This window comes from Megasphaera cerevisiae DSM 20462 (assembly GCF_001045675.1).
Classification (GTDB): Bacteria; Bacillota; Negativicutes; order Veillonellales; family Megasphaeraceae; genus Megasphaera; species Megasphaera cerevisiae.
This window is the reverse complement of record NZ_LEKT01000028.1, coordinates 1-22,694: the sequence shown is the minus strand read 5'-3', so window position 1 is coordinate 22,694 and position 22,694 is coordinate 1. Positions and strand designations below refer to the sequence as shown.

Here is a 22,694-nt window from a genome sequence, read left to right as displayed (position 1 = left end):
CCCATGTAATATCATAAATAAAACTCCGGTTCCGTTATAGTACCGCCATAATGCAAAAGCCGCAGTACCTCTGAGCTATACCGGAAAAAATTTTCAGCGCTTCGGTCGCGGGGACGGGGCAAATCGACGTGCACCAGCTTGACGATCCTGCCGGGGCGGGCAGTCATAACAACAATCGTATCGGACAGATATACCGCTTCGTCCACATCATGCGTCACCATAACCATTGTCATATGTTCCTCTTTCCAAATACGCTGTATCTCATCCTGAATATTCATTCGTGTAAACGCATCCAGTGCTCCCAACGGTTCATCCAGCAGCAAAACCTTGGGGTTTCCGACAAGCGCACGCGCCAAAGATGCTCGTTGGCACATACCGCCTGATAACTGATGCGGATAATAGGATTCAAATCCGTCTAATCCAACTAAATGCAGAATGCCGGTGACTTTTTCCTTATTTTCTTTATATAGCTTTCTGGCCCGGAGACCAAATGCGATGTTATCATAAATTGTCAGCCAGGGAAATAAATTATGTTCTTGAAACATAAATCCACGATCAGCTCCCGGTGCCGTTATTTGCATATTGTCCAAAAATATATGCCCCTTATCCGGCTGGGAAAGTCCCGAAATAAGCCGCAATAAAGTAGATTTCCCACATCCGGAAGGCCCGATAACCGACACAAAAGATCCTGGCTTAATATCCAGGGACACGTCGAATAATGCCTGCACATTTTCTCCGGAACCATTGACAAATTTTTTTTCCACTTCCTGTATCCGGATACTTCCTACCATTTTATTACGCCCCTCTGCCATACCAATATATAGTTCTTAAATTTAAATAATCCTGTAATAATAAGACAAAAACTTGCTGCAATCAAAATCAAGCCGGCATACACATTAGCATACGCCATCATTTCCTTCTGCCAATTAATATACCACCCCAAACCATATTTTGCTCCCAGCATTTCTGCTGTTACCAGCGTAATAAAAGAAGCACAGGTACCGTTAAACAATCCCTGAAAAATACTGGGCATTGCCGCCGGAATGCCTACTTTAAAAATCTGATACCATCGTCCCGCTCCTAATGTTGCAGACACTTCAAAATATGAATTATTGATATTGGCAATTCCGCTGTTTGTAAGAACCGTTGTCGGAAACCATACTGCCAGCGCAATCAGAAAAACACTTCCCGAAATCACAGAAGGGAATGCCACCAACACCAGCGGAATCCATGCCGTTGACGGAATAGGACCGATCGTACGAATAAAAGGCCATATCCAATAATTAGCCGCTTTACTGAATCCAAGTAAAATTCCAGTAGAAATCCCTGCAATCGCTCCGAAAAACCAGCCAATAAATAAAAGTCGATACGAATAAATTACACAGGTCGCCAAATACGAGGCATCATTGACCAATACCTCCAATACCCGATCCATTGCCGGAAAATACAGTACAGGAAGAAGGGCATATTTAGCAGTCAACATATTCAAAACATTTAAAAGTAACGTAACCCCTGCATAAAACGGAGCGATATAGACAGCCGCGGCATGCCATTTGACATATTTTAATCCCACCAGTATCATTCCCATATATCCCAAAAGCGTAACTCCCAGCAGATACGTAAAATAAGGATGTCCCACTACCTTTTGTTCAGCCGCTCTAGGCAAAATCTGATCCATTGCAATAGCAAGGCCTACGGACAGGACCGGTAAAAACAATTGGACTGGCAGCCGCTTGAAAAAAAGCACGCTTTTTTCCGCAGGATACAGAACCGCTGAAATCAACTGTGTCATACTATCACCTCTTGCCACATTTTTTTTAAATCTTTATATACATATTATATATGTACTATATACAAATCAATTTTGACACCGCTTTTTGTGCCCTGCAACACTTTTTACAGCTGCTTTTTTTAACCGCACTGGCAGGAAAAGGACCTCGTCCCCTTAGGAACAACACAAATAATATCAAAGGTATCCGTCTCAGATCGGTTCAATAATTGATGCTCTTCCCCTGGTAAAATTAGTATTGCATCATGATCCTTCAATAAAATTTCGTCATGCCGTGTTTTTAAAATCCCCTGCCCTTTCACTATAAAAACCTCATGTTCCCATGCATGCTTATGATACAGTGTCGAAGCGTGTACCGGGAAGGTAAGATATCGCAATTCATAATTAGGTGCTCCCTCCGGTTCTCCCAAAAGCCATTTTACTGAAATCGGAATACCTGCCTTTCCTGTTTGAGGCACCTCTGCCGATTTGATGGTATCTAAATTCGTAATATACATTATACGGGTCTCCATTCATATTCAATTCTGTTAAATTATTCTACGCTGACTCGCCTGCGGCTTTTGAGATCACCTAACACGTTCCCCGCCAGTCACAGATCATTTGCCGCCGTCAATCATTGATTCCCAATTTGCCTTTCCAATAATTGGAATACACCGCACCTATAGGATTATGTGCCAGTACCCTGTCTTTAGCAATCAAATTCGTTACCGGTCCATCACAAGCCTTATTGAATAACGCATCATGGCCTACACATAGCCCTGCCGATATAAAAAGATCACAATGCTGTTCGTTCAGAAAATGTGCCTGGCTCTTTGGATTACACATGCTTTCCACGGCACTTTCCGGATGAACTTTTTTCAACTTTAATACATCTTTGGATATACCGCAGTTTTTGCAGCAAATAGAATATACCGTAAAAAATTTAGAAAAATACTTGGCAATCAGTTCGGCTTCTTTACTAATACCGATGCAAAAAGCCAATCCCAAGGTTGTATACCCCATCTTTTGAGCAAAGGCAGCCGTTTCCTGAATGCGGGTATACTGCATATAATACGTCGCTTCGACATAGGCCGCAGCCTCCATTATTTTTTGCTCCTCCGCCGTGTACAGACCCAAAATTTTTTCCTGTTCCACGGGCTTGCAGCTGACTCCCTTTACAGCACAAACATGTGCGCAATTACAATTTGCACAATCTCCAATCATATTTTTCCTCCTCTGCACGCTACTGGACAAGCACGTAATCGGATTGCTTATATACTTCTTCCGTAATATCCTGCCCGATTCCCGGCAATTCCGGCACGGTATACGCTCCATGAACCGGCTGATAATTATATTTGCAAAGTTCCTGATATTCCGGCAGCAGCACCTTTTGGTGATGTTCATGAATGCAGAAATTAGGAATGCTGGCTTCAGCATGAAGTGCTGCCGCTTCGGCAATTCCTGTCCCTGCTACATGGGCCTGCACGGATACCTCATACGTATGCGCCATATCAGCAATTTTTTTGAATTCAGAAAACCCGCCGCAGGATCCCAGATCGGGCTGTATAACATCAATGGACCGGTTTTGGAAATATGGCAGATATCCCCAGCGCGAATAAATCCGTTCTCCTGATGCAATCGGGATATCTATCTTTTGCTTAGCAGCCTGCAGCAGCGCCGGATTGAGCGGTGTATTGATTTCTTCATAGAAGAAAATATGATAAGGCTCAATGGCTCTGGCAAACTGAATCGCACTGACCAAATCCGTGTGTCCGTGATTTTCGATAATAATATCCACGTCCGGACCGACGGCTTCTCTCATAGCGGCCACACGGGCCGCTCCCAAAGAAACAATGGCATGCGGCAGGGGACCTTCTAATTTTTCCTGTACTTTTCCCTGCCCATCAAAGGCCAATACATCAATCTTAATCGCGTCATAGCCATCATTCACAGCCACTTTGGCTTCCTCCGCATATTCTTCAACAGTTGCCTTGGCTTCTCGTACAGGCCCCCAGCCAAATTGGAGCTGTGAAGCATATGCCCGAAGCTTGGAATTGCTTTTTCCTCCCAATAATTGATACACCGGAACATGTAAAACCTTTCCCTTAATATCCCACAACGCGATGTCCAACGCGGAAATTGCCGTAAAAATAACGGTACCGCCGCCTTGTCCCCAAAAGGTTTTCTTCAGTAATTTTTCCCATATTTTTTCCGTATTAAACGGATCTTCACCAAGAATAAGACGGCCAAAGTCCTTAATGGCCCCTACGGCACCACTGCCACCGCTGCCGTAAGCCATGCCGGCTTCTCCTAAGCCATATATGCCGCTATCCGTCGTCACCTTGACAATAATAGGACGCTGTCCCGTTTTAGGACGTGTATGGACATAAAATATTTCAATTTGCGTAATTTTCATAATAGACGCTCTCCTTTATTATCAAATTGTATATTGTATCAGTTCCGGCTGCTGTGGTTTCAAAATACGATCCAGTATTTTCCCTTCATAATATGCTGAATCGTTATTTTTTAACCTGGGCCGTGCCAACTTTATTTTTTCATCCAACCCTATTTCCCCATTTTCAATGAGTATGACGCGATCAGCCAGGTACACCGCTTCACTGACGTCGTGTGTAACGAGTACGACGGTAAAACGCCATTCCTGCCATAGTTTTTCAATGAGTCGCTGCATATTGATGCGCGTCAGTGCATCCAAAGCACTCAGCGGTTCATCCAGCAGCAATACCCGCGGAGTTCCCACGAGAGCTCTGGCCAGAGACACCCGCTGCCGCTGCCCACCGGATAAATCGGAAGGCCAGAAATTTTTTCGATCCTCCAGATCCACTGCCTGCAGCGCCTGCAGTGCTTTTTCCTTATTTCTCTCTGGAGAACCTAATATTACATTCTCCAGCACCGTTTTCCACGGCAGCAGCCGTGCGTCCTGAAACAAGAACCGTACCTCCGGATCTATTTCCAAAGCTTCTCTCCCGTCGATCTGTATGCTGCCGCCGCTGCTGCGTGTCAGTGCGGAAACAATTCTGAGCAGCGTGCTTTTTCCGCAGCCGCTTTTGCCGACCAAACCGACAAACTCACCCTCTTTGATTGTTAGATTAATATTCCTCAATACCTCAGTGCTGCCGTATCTTTTAGTCAAATTTCGTATTTGAATTGAATATCCTGCCATATTATGATCTCCTGTAATTGGGGTCCCACTGCAGCAGCCGTTTGGTAATAGAAACAGCAATACGGTCTGATACCATCCCCAGCAACGCATATAAAATCATGCTCAGCACAATGACATCCATCATCATATATTCTCTGGCGTTAGTTGCCATATACCCAATACCGGATTTTGCCGCTATCGTCTCGGCAACGATTAATATCAGCCAAGTACTTCCTAATGATTGCCTGACACCGATCATAATAGAAGATATCGCTCCGGGAAACGTAATATGCTTGAACATTTCCCACGAAGAAAATCCGTATACCTTCCCCATTTCGATCAATTCCGGATTGATGGAACGAATTCCATGAAAGGTATTTAAATAAACAGGAAAAAATGTACTTAGGGCAATTAATACAACCTTTGCCGTTTCTCCAATGCCAAACCAGATAAGAATCAGCGGCAAAACGGCCAGACGAGGCACGCTCTTGATCATTTGTATCGGCGTATTCAGAATCGTATCAGCCGTTTCAAACTGCCCCGTCAACACTCCCAAGACAAAACCGATCACGCCGCCAATGGCCAATCCTCCTGCAGCCCGTATCAGGCTGATCCGCAGATTATCAAACAAGGTTCCGTCACTGATCAACCGAACCGTGGTCTGTACCAGCTCCCGCGGTGTCGGAAACAGCTGATTCAAATTTCCGCTGGCCGACAAATATCCCCATATCAGCAGCAGTCCCACGGGAATCAGCCAGGCCAGCGCCAAATTACTCGCATTTTTCCACACTACCGGAATAAATTTTTTTTTGATATACCACCCCCGATTTTCTGAAACAGAAGAAGAGCAGGTAGGACTTGTGCTTTTTTCCATATAAACCTCCCTTGAAGGTCACTATCAATATATTTTAAATTTAGCGATTTCCTGATCAAAAGACCGGTCAAACAGATGGGCCGCCTGAATCGGCTTGGAAAGTACGCCTAGAGACAAAAAGCTGTCAATAATGTCCTGCTCCGACGCAATCGTTGCCGCGTCAATAGGAGCAATCCTTCCCTTCCGCTGCTGCTCGCCCTCTACAAATTGCTTTTTAACGGCGTCCTTATCTTGATTCGTTTCCTTGGCATAATACGCGGCCCATTCATCAGGATGCTGTCTCGCCCATTCATCGGCCTCATTGATCCGTTCCAGATAATCGACCAGCGCAGCATGCTTTGCCGGATCATTGATGGTTGCCGGAGCCGCATACCAATAATAATCACCGGAAAGAATATCCGCCCCGGACTTAACCGTCACCGCACCTTTATCCTTTGCCGATATAATGGAATTGCCATAGCTGGCCAAGCCATCAATATCTCCGGTAATAACAGCGGACAGCCCGTCCGATGTCGACATGGGAAGGGCATCAACATCATTCCAGGTCAAACCCGCTTCCTCCAGCATTTTATATAAGAAGTACTGGGCCGTCGTGTTTTTGACATATCCCACTTTTTTTCCTTTTAAATCAGCTACCGTTTTGATAGTATCTTTGGTTTTCGGTCCCGTAATCAGCTCCTGATCCAGCGTATTCCCTTTTCTGATTGCAATAATTTTAAAATTGCCGCCGTTTTGGCTGAGAGAAGCAAAAATAGGCGGTATCTGACTGCCGCAGCCAGCATCTAGTTGTCCAGCTGCCATTGCCTCCAGCACCAAATTGCCTCCCCGCAAATTATGATAATTCACAGTATACGGCGTATTATCCAAGCCGGCAGCCTTTACGATCGCCTGTGCGAGATCTGACGAAGACGAACCGACATTCAATGTAACTCCCGACAGCTCTCCTTTATAAGGATTAGACGAGGTAAAAGTTGCTGCTGATGTTTTTTTAGCACTTCCCATATCCTGATCACTGCATCCTGCTGCAAATAAGGTCACCATGACCATGCAAAGCAGTAACCATACTCGATTTTTCACATTCGCCGCCTCTTTTCCATGCTGATAAATTTAATAAAAAAAAATAACGCCATCTCTCTGCAGATGACGTTTGCCTACATAACTCCATTCATCTGTCAGATATACTCTGCTGGAATTGGCACCTTTCCCTCCGGAAGGTTGCCGCAGCTTCACAGGGCCAGTCCCTCTGCTGCTCTTGATGATGTTTTCTCGGTTGTATTGTGTTTTTTATATGCACAATACCTTATTCAGTTGTACAACACATGATGCTGATAAATTTTTTTACGTTTCTCATGACATAACTCCCGATAGAATAAAAAGCCGCTTATACACGTACAGGCAAAAAAAATAAAGCACCATCTAAACAGATGGCGCCCTTTGCGCATACTTGTATTCGCTCATCTGTCAGATATATAAATCTGCTGGAATTGGCACCTTTCCCTCCGGAAGGTTGCCGCAGCTTCACAGGGCCAGTCCCTCTGCTGCTCTTGATGATGTTTACTATATTCTATATGGAGTTGTACACAGAAGAAACTACAAGGTACCTCCATATTGAGTTTTACGACAACATATGATGGTCATTTTTAAGTCCTCCATACAATCCTATTACACATACTGCGTTCAAATTCACACATTGCAATGCTTATAGCAAAGAATACACTAATACATTTCACTTGTCAAGCACCTTTTACTACTTTTTGCAATAAACCAATAAGACCGGCATCACCACAAAAAACAAGGCGATACCCTCATCGGCCATCGCCTTGTACTGAAAGCGGTATTACGTAGGGAACTCACAGCTTTCTTTTTACATCACCAGAACCATCGTCGTACAGTTTTCGTATCCAGACTATTTGCTTTCCCTGAGTATCACTAACACATACATTCTTACTCTTTCTTTTACAAACAGTCTCTTTCTGTGCACCAACCATTACATACTAAATCTACTTGCTCACAGCTTTCCGATCATCCGAATACGAAATAATGGATGCTTCCTTTCCGTTGCAGAATACTTTCTTATACTACTTCAATTCCCTACCCGCTTTCTATGTGTATAGTATACCATAAAAAGCGAATACATGAAATACTTTTTGTAATTTTCATCATTCTTTTTATGCATTATGCATGTATAAAGAACGCGGTCAAATTACTTATATGTATATTGTTTGCTCCTTTAAATACATTTTTCACAACTGCCAACCTGGCGTGCAGTGCCGGCTTGGATCTCATCTACAAATTTGCAAGTAAATTTTTCATATTTCATAAGCCCTTCACGCTGCCAAATCGCACCGTCTGCCCAAGAAGACAGTATCCTTTGGCTGCTCTGGACACAAGCGAATCCGATCATTCAAAGTCGTCATGAAATTTGATATCCCGATACGTTTCAAACTTCATCCATTTGTCAAATAATTCTGCATCAGGCTTGCCTTGAGTTTGTTTATAATCTTTGATAAATGCATCATACTCATCCTGAGACGAAATCTGAACAGCAAATCCCCGCCCGTTTACGACGGGTCTGCCGTCATATCGGTACGCATCAAGAGCCACTATGCGCTCCACTTTTCCACCCCGCACGGCAACGGCAACAGCATCGCGAAGTATGATAATATCAAAATCAGAAGGATACCGATAGGTTTTCCCGGATAAAGGAATGGCGTCACCAGGAGAATAGACGTGCTGCCCGGCTTTTTGCTTGGTAATATTCAAGCTTTCCATACCATAAAAATATTCTTCAAAAACATCACCGCGTCCTTTCAGATTCCCGTATACAAATGTATGCGCGCTGCCCACATTGCCCATATCCGTTACGACACCGCAAGCTGCCGTCATATGAGTAATACGGTCAATCAAAATAAGCTCGCCCAGTGTCCGATGGCGTGAAAAGGCATCGGTGACCACCGGTTCCTGAAGATACAGGGTACACAACGCTATTTCATTTTTTGTCACTTTAGAAGCCGGCCGGAAAGCCCCAGTATTTACGTCCACCTTATATTGAATTTCCGTAAGAAGTCCGACAATTTCTCTGGTGCCCAGCTTGACCATATATTCTTTGCCAATACGGAGCTCGTCATCATCCATCCACAAAAGAGACGCCGTAATATGCTGACTGGCATGTATATCGGCATCTTTGGCAAACACGCAGCCCCGGGATACATCTACTTCACGATCCATCTGAACCGTAACAGGCTGGCCCCTGCCAGCGCTGCCGCAATCCTCCATCCCTATCAGGATCGATTTGACTTTGGCCTCTTCGCCGCTGGGCCACACCGTAAGCGTATCCCCGACGGAAAGGGTCCCGCTCTCAATCTGTCCTTGAAAGCCGCGAAACGTATGATTCGGCCTGCAAACCCGCTGTACCGGCAGATAAAATCCCGGCTCTTTCGTTTCTTCTACATCTGCCTGTTCCAGATATGACAGAACAGTCGGACCCTTGTACCACGGCATTTTATCATGCTTTTCCGTCACATTATCACCCTCTGTCGCAGAAACGGGAATAATACTGATATGTGCCAGCTTCAATTCGTCACGTAAGGCTTCAATCTGCGCCGTAATTTCACAAAAGCGGCTTTCACTGTATGCGGCCAAATCCATTTTGTTGACAGCAAAAATAAAATACCGGATGCCCATCAGCGCGCAAATGCGGGCATGACGCCGCGTCTGTACGAGTACTCCCTTTGTAGCATCCAAAAGGATAATAGCTAATTCGGCAAAAGACGCGCCCACAGCCATATTTCTCGTATACTCTTCGTGCCCCGGCGTATCGGCGACAATAAAGCTGCGCGCATTTGTACTAAAATAACGATATGCTACATCAATGGTGATGCCTTGTTCTCGTTCCGCCATAAGACCATCTAACAATAAGGAATAATCAATAGCGCCGCCGCGGCTGCCGATCTTGCTTTCCAGTTCCAGCGCTTTTTTCTGATCTGCGTACAATAATTTGGCATCATATAGCAAATGTCCGATCAGTGTCGATTTCCCATCATCTACACTGCCGCACGTAATAAATTTCAATAATCCGCTCATGTTAAAAATACCCCTCTCTCTTTCGTCTTTCCATGCTGCCAGCCGCTTCGTTATCAATGACACGACTCGTTCGTTCGGATGATACGGCGCTCAGGGTTTCTTTTATGATCCCATCCAGCGTCTCCGCATCCGACTCGATGCCCCCGGTCAGTGGATAGCACCCCAAGGTGCGAAACCGGATTTTTTTATGCTGAATTTTCTCTCCCGGCTGCAGCCGCATACGGTCATCATCCACCATAATGATATTGCCGCTGCGGTATACGACAGGACGAACATCGGCAAAATATAACGAAACGATGTCAATATGTTCCCGTTTAATATATTGCCAAATATCTTTTTCCGTCCAATTAGAAATAGGGAACACACGCATGCTTTCCCCTTGATGAATATGCGTATTATACAGTTTCCACATTTCCGGACGCTGATTTTTAGGATCCCAGGCCTGTGCCTTGTTGCGAAAAGAAAAAATACGTTCCTTAGCCCGTGATTTTTCCTCATCCCGCCGGCCGCCGCCAAATGCCGCCGTAAAACCATATTGCTGCAAGGCCTGCTTCAAAGCCTGCGTTTTCATGATATCCGTATATGCCGGACCATAATCAAAGGGATTGATCCCTTTTTTGACCCCCTCTTCATTGATGTATTCAATAAAGTCGAGACCATACTTTTTCATTGTTTCATTGCGAAATTTGATCATTTCCCTGAACTTCCACGTTGTATTGATATGAAGAAATGGAAACGGTGGTTTTTCCGGATAAAAAGCTTTTCGTGCCAAATGAAGCATAACCGAACTGTCTTTGCCGATGGAATAGAGCATGACCGGCTTTGCACACTCGGCAGCGACTTCCCGGATAATATAAATCGCTTCCGCCTCCAACTTGTCAAGATGAGATAATTCACTCATAATACTGCCTCCTTGTTTCTATGAGATCAATATGCATTGGATTTTTGCGTATCGATACAGATTGTTTTAACTTCACCGTCAGGCGTCGTAATCCTCCAGTACATATATGACTTCTTCTTTTCTACATGCATTTTACTTCCTATGCCGCCGATATCGGCACCCAGGAAAAATTCTATGGCTCCAAAGGAGCACTCTTTAACGCAGGATACGCAGCCCCAGCAGTCCCGGGGATACCGCATATATGCCTTTCCTGTACTGTTCAGCTCAATCAGGCTGCCGGGGCATACCTCGGTACACTGCCCGCATCCCACACATTTTTCCTGCTCAATTCGTATGCTCATACCGTTCTCCCTCTTTAACAAGCGGCCGGAATATAATATGGATGCTGCCATCCTTCATTCTGGAATTGACATATTTCAGCCAAGCCTCATCTTTCTGCGGATAGTCCAGATTTTCGGCAAAGCTATGCCATCGCGTTTCCTTCCTCGCTTGCAGGTGCGCAATAAGAACGCGGCACACCGTAAGCCGCTCGCAAAGCTCATACAGAAGCATCAATTCATGCCAGTCCCGTACGGTTACGGTATCACTCAGCGTTTCAATCTGACGAATTCTGCGCTCTGCCAATTCAAGCTGCTTTTCATTATATCGATACTGACTGGCAATCCCGCCGGCATAGGTATCCATAACAGACTGCATGGCTTCTTCCAGTTGTTCCACAGTAAAAAGCGAGTCCGTATCAGATACCCTCTCCGTATATTCAGCAGCTTTCTGACGCAGCAGTTGTGTTTCCTCCTCCGCTGTCAGCAGTTCTACGTTATCTTCATGTTCTATTCGGGAAATGATAGCCTGCGCGGCAATTTCGCCTTCAACCAAGGCGCCTGTCACATACTTCTGCGGACATCCGCCGGCAACATCTCCGGCGGCATATAGATTATGAATGGTCGTTTCCCGGCTTGTGTCGACCCAATATCCGCTGGCGGTATGGCCGCCGACAATATACGGCTCAGTTCCCTCGATTTCCACATTTTGCCGGCTCGGCCCGACACCGGCCTCAATCCATTTCAAAGTTTGGCTGGGTGCCATATTCAGGTAGGCCTTCATCAGCTCTTCATCCTGCTTTTCCGTAATCCCTTCTGTCTGCAGATAGCAGGGTCCGCGGCCATCCTGATTTTCCTTTACCGTACCGTAAACACGCTGGGATGTCGTAAGTCCATACTTTTGTTCATACACTTCTCCGGCAGCATTAATTTGCCTGGCCCCGACGCCTTGCGCAATTGTTCCTGTCGGAGCAATCGTATCCTTGCATCGCAGCGCAATAAACCGCATCTCAAACGTGGTCATTTCCGCACCGGCCCGGATTCCCATAGCATACCCGGCGCCGGTGTTAAAAGGGGAATACCACATTTTATGACGCGAAAAGCCGGGATGATTCGGCCGGTACAATCCAGCCGCGCCACCGGCAGCGCAAAGAACCGTCCTGGCTCTGATTTCAAACACCGTGCCGTCTCTCATGCTGAAGCCAAACGCACCTAATATACGATTGTCCCGGACAATATAATCCGTAATCGTGACATGATTCAAAATACGTACATGAGAGGCCTTCTCGACAGCTCCCGCCAACAGCGGCTTAATATTTTCACCGTTAATTTTAATATTTCGGGGTCCTCTGGCAACATATTCGCCCTTGTCATCTTTCAGTATAACCAGCCCCAGCTGTTCTAATACCGCCGTCACCCGATTCAGTCCCTCCGACATGGAGATGACCAAATCATCCCGGACAATACCGTCTGCGTCTTTTTTTACATAATCGGCATAAAACCGCGGTGTATGCCCCTTGGTAATATACGCATTCAACGCATTAACGCCGGCAGCCAGACAGCCGCTGCGCCGGATATTTGCTTTTTCGGCAATCACTACGGAGAGCGAAGACCGGCTGCTCAAGGTCAGCGCGGCATAACAGCCTGCCGTGCCGCCGCCTATGATCAGAACATCAGTATGAATCAACTGCGGTTCCTTCATTTTCATCTGCATATATCTCCTTTTCATTTAAATGTAGAATAGGTTGGTGTCCTTCATCGCTTTATTTTCCGTCAAATATGTCCGGTTCTCGTCAAACACATACAACCTGTAGATAAGAACCGTTACGTTCTCTCCGACCGCAACGGGAGCCTCTTCCATGGAATATTCAGCATGAATAGACACATCTTTGACTGCAACCGTCAAGTCAAGATGGTTGCCACGGAAAACGACGGATTCCACCCTTCCCTCTTCCGCCGCACTGATATAGCGGTGAAGTGCTCCTTGCTTATAAACCTTGACAAACTCCGGACGAATGACGGCCTTGCCGGCGCCTTTGATGGAATCAAAGCCATTGAGGCACTCATAATTGCTGACAACGGCAGAGTCACCGATAAACTGCGCTACAAAGGGCGTTTCCGGCTTTTTGTAAATAGCCGCAGGCGGTCCGGACTGTTCGATCCGGCCATGATTGGTAATAATAATTTCATCTGCCACCTCAACCGCCTCTTCCTGATCATGCGTAACAAAAATACTGGTAATGCCCACACGATGAATCGTATCCTTCAGCCAATTACGCAGTTCCTGCCGGACCTTGGCATCAATAGCCGCAAAAGGTTCGTCCAAAAGCAGTACCTGCGGATTAGGGGCCAGCGCACGGGCAAACGCTACTCTTTGACGCTGGCCGCCGGAAAGCTGATTGGGATAGCGTTTTTCCAGACCGGAAAGACCAGTCAGGCCGATTAAGTCCGTCACACGTTTTTCGATTTCCGATTTCTTCTTTTTCTGGATCTCCAAGCCAAAAGCAATATTTTCAAAAACAGTCATGTACCGGAACAATGCATAATTTTGAAAGACAAACCCGATGCCGCGTCTGGCGGCAGGAATCGTATTGATGCGGCGGCCGGCAATAAAGATATCGCCGCTGTTAGGAACTTCCAGGCCTGCCAGCATGCGCAGAATCGTTGTCTTGCCGCTGCCGCTCGGGCCCAGAAGAGCTGCCAGCTTACCCTTTTCAATGCCGAAGCTGACATCGTCAGACGCGGTGAAGCCGCCATACTGTTTGGTAATATGTTTCATTTCAACATACATGGTTGTACATGCCCCCCTCTATGTATTCACAACGCGCGTTTTCGCTCACTTTTATATTCGATAAAGCTCCGCAGCAGCAGCACCCCGACAGCCAGCAGCACCAGCAGAGAGGAAACGGCAAATGCAGCCGTAATAGAATCGGACTGGCCGGACATATAGAGCGCATCTATTTCCAAAGGCAGGGTAAAAGTCGCTCCCCTTGCCTTCGACAATGCACTGACGGCCCCGAATTCACCAAGCGCTCTGGCAGTACATAAAATGACACCGTAAAGCAAAGCCCATCGGATCTGCGGCAGGGTAATCCTGAAAAATATAGTCAGCCCACCAGCTCCCATAAGCGCGGCTGCCTCTTCTTCGTCATTTCCCCGGGCGTTCAGAACCGGAATGATCTCCCGAAACACAAAGGGAAAAGTAACAAAAATAGTAGCCAGCACGACACCGGGAACGGCAAAAACGATTTGCAGATCCGTCCCCAAAATGCTGTTCAATGCCGTTACGTACTCACTGGCCCAGCCCATACGGCCAAAGGTCATAATAAAAGCCAAGCCGGCAATAACCGGTGAAATGGAAAAAGGAATATCAATAAGCGTCGTCAAAATATGTTTGCCCCGAAACTCAAATTTTGTAACAGTCCATGCAGCCAAAAGGCCAAAAAACGTATTGACAGCCAACGCAATGACAGCAGCCAGCAGTGTAATCTGCAGCGCCGAAATAACGTAATCGGTCGTCAAGGCCGCCGCATAAAAACTCAGCCCCTCCCGCAGGGAATTGACAATCACGGAAATCAGAGGAATGATGAGCATAACTACAATAAATACCATGCTGACCGCAATGAGTGCCATTTCTGTTTTATTTCGTTTCATCTGTACCTCCCCTAACTGGCTCTCCTTGCCTGATGAATTTGAATCATATTGATAGTAAACAATGTGACAAAGGCAATAACCAACAGACCCAAGGCAATCGAAGCGGCCCCGGCATAATCAACATAATTCAATTTCTGCATAATGACATAGGAAACCACCTGTGTATGATTCTTGGCGCTGTTGCCGGCAATATAAATGACGCTGCCGTATTCGCCAAGACCTCTGGCAAAGGCCAGCCCGAAGCCTGTTAAGATAGCAGGCCGCAATTCCGGCAGGATAATGCGGAAAAAGATCGCCGTCTTTGCGGCTCCCAGCATATTTCCCGCTTCTTCATACGCTGGGTCCAGTTTTTCCAGCACAGGCTGAATGGATCGGACAACAAAGGGAATGCCGACAAAAACCAACGCAATCGTCAAGCCGATTTTCGTATATGCCAGGGAAATTCCCCACTGTGCAAATACCGAGCCAATCAAGCCTGTATCAGAATACAGCTTGGAAAGCGTAATACCGGCAACAGCCGTCGGCAGGGCGAAGGGCAATTCAATAACTCCATTTAAAAGACGTTTACCCGTAAATTGATACCGCACCAGAACCCACGCCAGAATCGTACCAAACACGCAATTTATCACCGCCGCAAGGAAAGAACAGGAAATACTCGTCATGAACGCATTACGCACACCGTCGTTACTTATCATCCTGACATACTCGCTGGCCGGCAAATGCAGAGAATAGACCAGGACCGAAGCCAGAGGGATAAGCACAAAGCAAGATAACATCGTCACTGATATGCCCATGGTCAGGCCAAATCCCGGTATGACATGGTTTCCTTTCAAAAGTTGTTTTATCATTCAAAAAAGCTCCTTGATCCACTCTTATTTAGTATTTACCTTCTCCATAATCTGGTCAAAAATTTTGCCGTCATTAAAAAATGTATCATAAGCCGCATCCCAGCCCCCAAAATCATTGATCGTAACCAGATGGATATTCAAATCAAACGTATTGGCAAATTGCTTCAAAATATCCGGATTAGAAGGACGGTATCCATTTTCCCCGATAATTTTCTGTGCTTCGTCTGAATAGAGATAATTCAAATATTCTTTAGCCGCATCTTCCACACCATCTTTTTGTGCATTTTTATCAACCACAGCTACGCTTGGCTGAGCCAGAATACTAATGCTCGGCGTGATGATTTCGAATTTTCCCGGATATTCCTTGACAGAATTGATTGCTTCATTTTCCCAGGCAATCAGCACATCTCCCTGCCCATTTTCCACAAAAGTTGTCGTAGCGCCGCGAGCACCGGAATCCATCACAGAAACATTCTTATAAATAGCCGCTACAAAATCCTCAATCTGTGCCTGGTCATTATTGAACTTCTTCTGCCCGTACGCCCAGGCTCCCAGGAAATTCCAGCACGCTCCGCCGCTGCTTTTCGGATCCGGCGTAATTACATTGACTCCCGGCTTGGCCAGATCATCCCAATCCTTGATTTGTTTGGGATTCCCCTTGCGAACCAGAAAAACGATCGTCGAGGTATACGGTGACGAATCCTTCGGGAATTTTTCAACCCAACCGGATTGAATAAGACCTGATTTTTCAATCAGCGTAATATCATGTGCCAGTGCCAGCGTCACCACATCAGCCCGGCTTCCTTCAATGACAGACCGGGCCTGTCCGCCGGATCCGCCATGAGACTGCACGATTTCAATATCCTTGCCTGTCTTATTTTTATAATATGCCTGAAATAACGGATTATACTGCTGATATAATTCTCGTGTCGGATCGTATGATACGTTAGTGAGCGTTATTTTGCCGTTTTCCGCGCCGGCCGCTGTCTTCCCGGAGCTGCCGTAGCCTGCCAGTACCCCGGCGGCAAGCACAATCAGACTTAACGCGATGATGCCTTTGAATGGTTGTCTCATATTTTTTTCTCCTTATCTTTTCTTCCTATCCGGAATCATGTAAATAAATTTGTTGACAAATACCGTTCCCCGCCATCCGGCAGCAGAACGACAATCCGCTTTCCCTTATTTTCTTTCCGTGCCGCTAATTCCAAGGCCGCCTGTAAAGACGCGCCGGACGAAATTCCCACCAGAAGCCCGTCAGATAGGGCTACGGCTCTTGCCATGGCAATCGCAGCTTCATCGGTGACATCAATAACTTCATCAATCACAGACCGATCCAATACCTGCGGAATAAAACCGGCTCCAATACCTTGAATCTGATGCGGTCCCGCCGGTCCGCCGTTCAATACGGCAGAATTTTTAGGCTCTACCGCTACAATCTGAATAGCAGGATTATAGCTTTTGAGACCTTCTGCCGTCCCTGTAATCGTACCGCCTGTACCGACGGAGGAAATAAAAATATCTACTGTGCCATCTGTATCCTCCCAGATTTCCCTCGCCGTCGTCTGGCGGTGAATGTCCGGATTGGCTTGATTATCAAACTGCTGAGGAATAAATGCATTGCCGTAAAAAGTCTTCAGTTCCTCTGCCTGACGGATACTTCCCTCCATTCCCTCCTGACCCGGTGTGAGCACGACCTCGGCGCCCAATGCCTGTACTATTTTTCGGCGCTCCAGGCTCATCGTATCCGGCATAGTAAGGATCAAACGCAGTTTTTTCACTGCCGTAACAAAAGCCAGCCCAATCCCGGTATTACCGCTCGTCGGCTCGATAATCACGGTATCCTTATTGATTTTACCGCGGGCAATACCATCCTCTATCATGGCATTGGCAACACGATCCTTGACACTCCCCAGCGGATTGAAATATTCCAGCTTACCAATAATATCGGCTTCTGTATTATATTTTTTTTCAAAATTCGTCAATTTCAATAACGGAGTCCTGCCGATCAACTCCGTCAGATTTGCTGCAATATACCCCATATCCTCACCCTTTCTGTCCTATACACTAACATCGCCAGATGATGCGGCACTCTCACACCATAACGGCTCATCTGCCAGGTATTCTATCCTGTTGGAATTGGCACCATCCACCGGATACACAGAATACACAAAAAATGCGGCGCTATCTGAATAGATAGCGCCGCATTACACGTATTGCGTCCCATGAATCGTACCGCTCATCTATCAGGCATATTACTCCTGCTGGAATTGGCACCACCCATTTCTGGAGGTTGCCGCAGCTTCATTAGGCCAGTCCTTCTGCTGCTCTCGATGATCTCAATATGGAATTGCAGATGAAAATAATTACAATTCCCTATTCAATTAAACCACAACACATGATGTTCATTTTTAAGTCCTCCATATACAACCGATCCTGTCTGAATACATCCTCAAAGGTTGATTGAAATAATACACTCAAAAAAAACTTCTGTCAATATGTATAGTTTCCGCGCAGTTATAAGTTTATATTTATGTTATAATATATTTTATTTTATATTTATGATATATTTTCTTGTTTTCTGTCTGCTGACACCTTATTGCTCCTCTTGTAAGACCAGGACAGCAGGACATATTTTTTATGTATTTTTTGATATTTTATTTCATTTATAAAAAAACAAACTGGAATAGACTATACTGCATCTATCCCAGTTTGCAAGAAAAACATATAAAATAAAACAAGGGGAACTATCATATATTATTTTATCGCAATGCGATGACTGGCCTCAATCTGTTTCATATCAGCCTTCGGCAAAACAACTTCCAATACCCCATCTTTAAAGCTTGCCTGAATATCATCCTTCCGAATATTGCGAACCGCAAACTGCCGGCAGAAGGAGCTGCTTACCCGTTCCTTGCGGATATAATTGTGTTTTTCATCTTTTTCATCCTTCTGTTCCTCATGCTGAGCCGACACGGTCAACACATCATTATCATACGTAACATTCACATCTTCCTTGGCAACACCCGGTAAATCCGCTTTCAAAACATATTCCTTGCCTTTGTCTTCAATATCTACTTTGGGAACAGCAAATGCGCCATTCTGAGATGGCATCAAATTGTTGAAAAATGCATCAAATAAATTGTCAGGAGATAAAAAGTCATGGGCACTTACAACAGGAAATAAATTTTTCATAGTAAAACCTTCTTTCAAATTTAATAGTATTGTAATGCACCAGGAAGAATTTGCTCTTTTGACTTTTATATGCAAGTCTCTCTTTAACCTCTTCCTGATTACGCTTATATTATATGCCTTATCAGCACTCATGTCAATAGAGTGCTGATAATTTTATCATAATTGGCAGATAAAAAGAGACCGGGGCTGTATTGATTCCCCATGAATCAGATTCCAGGTCTAACTCATGGAGGGCAACACCTTTTCCGGTCTCTTCAAAAAATGATTCGGCCCTTGCAGAAATGAAGGAAATGCAGGGCCTGTATGATAAGGCAGACATGCCACCGTGTATAAACAGCACATCGCCAGTATCAACAAGCAACACAGTATAGCTGAACAGAGAATCTCCAAAGCGGACGTCTCACTGCCAGTCCTCGTTTATCGGCAGGCCTGCGAGTTGTCAAATCACCTAAAACCTATACGTCATTTGGATTCTTGTATAGTCTCCCAGGCTGAAGTTTTCGCTGCCGTAGAGGGTATCGCGCTTGCCGATGCCCTTGGCGTCGAAGGTGTAGAACGCTTCCAGGAGGATATCTTTAGCCGGGACGTAGCCGCCGCCGACGGTGAAGCTCTTGATGCCGTCGAGGTAGCGGTCGGGCACGCCTTCCGTGCCGTTGCCGCCGAAGGTGGAGCCGTGCTGGAAGTATTTGTAGTCCGCAAAGGCATTCCAGCTGCCGGTCCGGTCCGTATCGGACTTGCCGATGTCGACGCGGGCCACCCAGAAGTGGGGCGTGCCGCCACTCGCTCGGCCGCCGAAGTCGAAGGTGGAGTTGCCCGCTTCGTGATTTTCGTAGATCGTGCCGCCGTTCATATAGCGGCCGAAGTCGGTGCGGTTCTGACCGTAATCCAAAGAGACCGTAGCCCTATCGCCGACATGCCACTGGGCACCGATGCCGAAGACGTTGGCCAGCTGATCAAAGGAGGCGATGTCATTCGTATCGCCGTGAGCTGCTGCAAAGGAATGGGTATCATCTCCCGTGGAGCGCAGGTACCAGGCCATGACGCCGAAGTCCGGCGAGAAGGAATGCCGGGCCTGGATGTAGGCGGCCCGTTCGATGGCCGGGATCGTGTCTTTCTGCAGGACCGTACCGGTGACTTTGACGACTAACCCTACTGTATTACCCAATTTTTCACGGGGCAATGCACTATATTGATCACTCTGATATAAGAAATTTTGTAAAGCACTCCAGTATCTAGACACCCTGTTACTAGTCTCCACCATATCTGGCACATAATTTCCATTTTCATCTTTTTTCGATTCTCCGAATATAACTATATTATTAGAGATAGGGGTTGCATCAGGCATTGCCGCTATACCCTGAGAAACAAAATCTTGCCAATTGGTTACGGCGCCGCCTTGTATTTGAATATCTTGCGCGCCTTTCCGCACCAATTCCTCTTGTACAGATTCCCATTTCGTATTGTACTTCTTGGCAGTCTCTTCCAAATTGTCTCCCGTATTCAGCCACTGTTCCATATATGCTTTTTCCGAAGGCGCTTCCAATGCACTGGGATCAAGTACACTGATTTTTCCTATCCCCACATAAGTCTCAGCTTGTTTTTGTTGTCCACTTTTATCTATGTATGTATAACGAATGATGGGCCCTTGCGCAGCATATGTGGAAGAAAGACCAGAACCATTTAAACCTTGATCATTTGTAAAAACATCACCATAGGCCTGCTTTACCAGATCAAACATGTGCTTTATAATTTTTGCCTGCTCATCTTCGGTCTTTGCCGCCTTTAATTGCTGATAAAAATTAAATGGTATTACCGGCTCCCTCTACCGGAGCTAATACCCGCAATTCAGCAGGTAACGAAGCCATCCCAAAATTCGTTCCTAAAAACTCGCCGGCCGTGGGTGCCCGATAAAAGGTCTGCCGTATCGCATGGGTATAGGCCGAATCATTGACGCCTGTACTGCTGCTGAAATCACCATAGCCTAACCGGATCTGATTTTTCCCGCTGGTCCAGACAGCACGGCCGCCGTCGTATTCCTTGCCAAACCAGTAACCCGTGACGCCCATGGCTTCGGTGAGACGGCCGATAGAGAAGTCCCACTTATTCGCATGCTGGGTCACATCCATATTTTCCAAACGCTGATGATTCAGGCCCCTGGAATCACTGACATCGTGCTTTGTATCGACGCCGCTCATGCCGGATGCACTGCCCAGGACGGTGACATTCGTATTGTCGCCAATGCGGGCATCAAATCCCAGGCACAGACGCTGCTCAAAGCCGTGTTCCTTTTGATCAAGCATATTCTTTGCCGCATCGCCTACATGGGTCGTCGCCGTCACCGTAGCTACGGGCTTGTCGCTGCCGCCATGAACGTTCCAACGAGCCTGATAATCACCGATCAGCTCGACACCGGGCTTCTTGTCCACGTCAAAGGGCGCCGTAATAAAGGCATCTCGCTGCCTGTTCTTTTCTGTTGCCGCGGTTCCTACAACGGACTTCTCATTTGCACGTACAACTTCTTTTCCATCCTTCCCTGCCACACCCGTTCCTTGCCCTTCTGCAACGGCACTCGTTACAACGGCCTTTTTACTTTCCTCTTTCTTATGTCCATCGTAGCCGAATTTCATGTTGAAGCCCATTTTATAGACCCGTTCCTGCAATGCCCGGTCGTAATCGCGATGGTTGAAGATATTGTCGACGCCGAAATAGACGAGGGAATCCTTATCGAGCTTCTTCTGGACCATGACGTTCCAAATACCAAAGGTCTTCTTTTGGTAGGTCTGCTTGCCCCCTTCAGCAAAATTGTACTTGATCACTGATTTTGTATCATCATTCGGATCGCTAACGGACGTCATATAATTGCCGTTGCCGGCTACAGAATTGCTGTCGAGCATGTTGATGTAGTAGTCTCCCCAGAGAGCGCCGCTCCAACCGCTTTTGACATTATCATAGGAGATGCCGATATCGACCTTATGCTGGGGCTTGTCCAGGAGCTGGCGGGGCATATCGGGATCACTCTTGTTCACGGCATGGAGCCAGGCATAGCCTAGTTTTCCCTTCCACGACAAGCCGTAGGTATTGCGGTCGGCCGTGCGCTTGAACTTTTGATAGGGCTCAAAGATCGTATTCGTATGCTTCGTATCTTTTTTCAGGTCTTCCTTGTAGTGATTGGCATTAAAAGATATCGTGTTATGATCGTTCACGTCATATTCCGCCGCCAGGCCTACGTTAGAAATGGTACCGTAATAGCGCAGGGAATTTTTGTAATTGCCCAAATCCGTCGTCATGATACTGGGAGGCAGCAGGGTCATGCCGCTGTTATCATAAATCGGCAATACATCCCTCTTACTGCCAAAGATCGTGGCCCGGACCTTGCCCATTTGGCCGCTGTCGGCACGGAGGAAAATATTCTGATAGGGGAAGACGTCGCTATTGTCCTTGACGCGGCGGCCTTCTGCGTTGACCTCCATACCGGCGGTTTGGGCCGGCTTGCGGGTGATGATGTTGATGACGCCGCCAATGGCGTCGGAGCCGTATTTGGCAGAGGCGGCGCCCTGAATGATCTCGATACGCTCGACGTTTTCCGTGCCCTGACGCAGGAGTTCGTCCCCGGCGCCATAGTATTTGGCAAAGTCCCCCATGACGGCTTGTCCGTCCACGAGGATCAGGGTATGGCGCGGTTCGGCGCCGCGGATGGACACGCCAACACGGCCCATCGCGTCGACCGTACGCGATACGCCTGTTTCACTGAATATGACATCCTCTACGGATTTGGCTTGCTTTTTGACGATATCCTCCCGGGTAATGATGGTCGTCTGCTGCGATTCGAGCTTGGCTTCCTCCTTGGCGCGGTCTGCTTCCACGACGGCATCCCGTGTTGTTACCGAATTATTGCCC

At 46.6% G+C, this 22,694-nt stretch carries 18 protein-coding genes, 2 pseudogenes and 3 riboswitches; all 20 genes and pseudogenes read right to left on the bottom strand.

What is annotated here, in order from left to right; translation table 11 throughout:
- Positions 1-11: 11 nt before the first annotated feature.
- The gene (locus AB840_RS09110; RefSeq protein WP_048514527.1) at positions 12-791 is read right to left on the bottom strand and encodes an ABC transporter ATP-binding protein; all 780 of its coding nucleotides are present in this window, start codon (positions 789-791) and stop codon (positions 12-14) included.
- A complete protein-coding gene (locus AB840_RS09105) occupies positions 785-1,792 on the bottom strand; it encodes an ABC transporter permease (RefSeq protein ID WP_048514526.1) in 1,008 nt (335 codons plus the stop codon). The genes AB840_RS09110 and AB840_RS09105 overlap by 7 nt, the downstream gene beginning before the upstream one ends.
- 119 nt (positions 1,793-1,911) lie before the next feature.
- Complete coding sequence (locus AB840_RS09100; RefSeq protein WP_048514525.1) at positions 1,912-2,286, bottom strand: cupin domain-containing protein; 375 nt, start codon at positions 2,284-2,286, stop codon at positions 1,912-1,914.
- Positions 2,287-2,398: 112 nt separating this feature from the next.
- Positions 2,399-2,992 carry a DUF1847 domain-containing protein gene (locus AB840_RS09095; RefSeq protein WP_048514524.1) on the bottom strand — a complete coding sequence of 198 codons (594 nt, stop codon included), beginning with the start codon at positions 2,990-2,992 and terminating at the stop codon, positions 2,399-2,401.
- A gap of 19 nt (positions 2,993-3,011) precedes the next feature.
- Positions 3,012-4,184 carry a mandelate racemase/muconate lactonizing enzyme family protein gene (locus tag AB840_RS09090; protein WP_048514523.1) on the bottom strand — a complete coding sequence of 391 codons (1,173 nt, stop codon included), beginning with the start codon at positions 4,182-4,184 and terminating at the stop codon, positions 3,012-3,014.
- A 21-nt stretch (positions 4,185-4,205) separates the two neighbouring features.
- On the bottom strand, positions 4,206-4,949 hold the full coding sequence (locus AB840_RS09085; RefSeq protein WP_048514522.1) for an ABC transporter ATP-binding protein: 744 nt from the start codon (positions 4,947-4,949) through the stop codon (positions 4,206-4,208).
- A gap of 1 nt (position 4,950) precedes the next feature.
- Complete coding sequence (locus AB840_RS09080) at positions 4,951-5,802, bottom strand: ABC transporter permease subunit (protein WP_078791819.1); 852 nt, start codon at positions 5,800-5,802, stop codon at positions 4,951-4,953.
- A 24-nt stretch (positions 5,803-5,826) separates the two neighbouring features.
- On the bottom strand, positions 5,827-6,879 hold the full coding sequence (locus tag AB840_RS09075) for an ABC transporter substrate-binding protein (protein WP_048514521.1): 1,053 nt from the start codon (positions 6,877-6,879) through the stop codon (positions 5,827-5,829).
- A gap of 85 nt (positions 6,880-6,964) precedes the next feature.
- Positions 6,965-7,064: riboswitch (SAM riboswitch) on the bottom strand.
- A 189-nt stretch (positions 7,065-7,253) separates the two neighbouring features.
- A riboswitch (SAM riboswitch) is annotated at positions 7,254-7,356 on the bottom strand.
- Positions 7,357-8,202: 846 nt separating this feature from the next.
- A complete protein-coding gene (locus AB840_RS09070) occupies positions 8,203-9,885 on the bottom strand; it encodes a sulfate adenylyltransferase subunit 1 (RefSeq protein WP_072061810.1) in 1,683 nt (560 codons plus the stop codon).
- Position 9,886: 1 nt separating this feature from the next.
- Positions 9,887-10,786: a sulfate adenylyltransferase subunit CysD gene (gene cysD, locus AB840_RS09065; protein WP_048514520.1), complete on the bottom strand. Its 900-nt coding sequence runs from the start codon at positions 10,784-10,786 to the stop codon at positions 9,887-9,889.
- A 26-nt stretch (positions 10,787-10,812) separates the two neighbouring features.
- Positions 10,813-11,127, bottom strand: a complete 315-nt coding sequence (locus tag AB840_RS09060; RefSeq protein WP_048514519.1) for a 4Fe-4S dicluster domain-containing protein — start codon at positions 11,125-11,127, stop codon at positions 10,813-10,815.
- Complete coding sequence (locus tag AB840_RS09055; protein WP_048514518.1) at positions 11,111-12,811, bottom strand: adenylyl-sulfate reductase subunit alpha; 1,701 nt, start codon at positions 12,809-12,811, stop codon at positions 11,111-11,113. Before AB840_RS09055 ends, AB840_RS09060 begins: the two co-directional genes overlap by 17 nt.
- 21 nt (positions 12,812-12,832) lie before the next feature.
- Positions 12,833-13,894, bottom strand: coding sequence for a sulfate/molybdate ABC transporter ATP-binding protein (locus AB840_RS09050; protein WP_048514517.1), 1,062 nt, complete (start codon positions 13,892-13,894; stop codon positions 12,833-12,835).
- A 26-nt stretch (positions 13,895-13,920) separates the two neighbouring features.
- Positions 13,921-14,757, bottom strand: coding sequence for a sulfate ABC transporter permease (locus tag AB840_RS09045; protein ID WP_048514516.1), 837 nt, complete (start codon positions 14,755-14,757; stop codon positions 13,921-13,923).
- An 11-nt stretch (positions 14,758-14,768) separates the two neighbouring features.
- Positions 14,769-15,605, bottom strand: a complete 837-nt coding sequence (gene cysT, locus AB840_RS09040; protein ID WP_048514515.1) for a sulfate ABC transporter permease subunit CysT — start codon at positions 15,603-15,605, stop codon at positions 14,769-14,771.
- A 24-nt stretch (positions 15,606-15,629) separates the two neighbouring features.
- On the bottom strand, positions 15,630-16,679 hold the full coding sequence (locus AB840_RS09035) for a sulfate ABC transporter substrate-binding protein (RefSeq protein WP_048514514.1): 1,050 nt from the start codon (positions 16,677-16,679) through the stop codon (positions 15,630-15,632).
- A 35-nt stretch (positions 16,680-16,714) separates the two neighbouring features.
- The gene (cysK, locus tag AB840_RS09030; RefSeq protein WP_048514513.1) at positions 16,715-17,644 is read right to left on the bottom strand and encodes a cysteine synthase A; all 930 of its coding nucleotides are present in this window, start codon (positions 17,642-17,644) and stop codon (positions 16,715-16,717) included.
- Between the two features lie 194 nt (positions 17,645-17,838).
- Positions 17,839-17,942, bottom strand: a riboswitch (SAM riboswitch).
- Positions 17,943-18,359: 417 nt separating this feature from the next.
- Positions 18,360-18,797: an Hsp20/alpha crystallin family protein gene (locus AB840_RS09025; protein WP_048514512.1), complete on the bottom strand. Its 438-nt coding sequence runs from the start codon at positions 18,795-18,797 to the stop codon at positions 18,360-18,362.
- 448 nt (positions 18,798-19,245) lie between these two features.
- A pseudogene (locus AB840_RS18470) lies at positions 19,246-19,749 on the bottom strand (TonB-dependent receptor); the annotation flags it as partial.
- A 2,089-nt stretch (positions 19,750-21,838) separates the two neighbouring features.
- A pseudogene (locus tag AB840_RS18285) lies at positions 21,839-22,694 on the bottom strand (TonB-dependent receptor plug domain-containing protein); the annotation flags it as partial.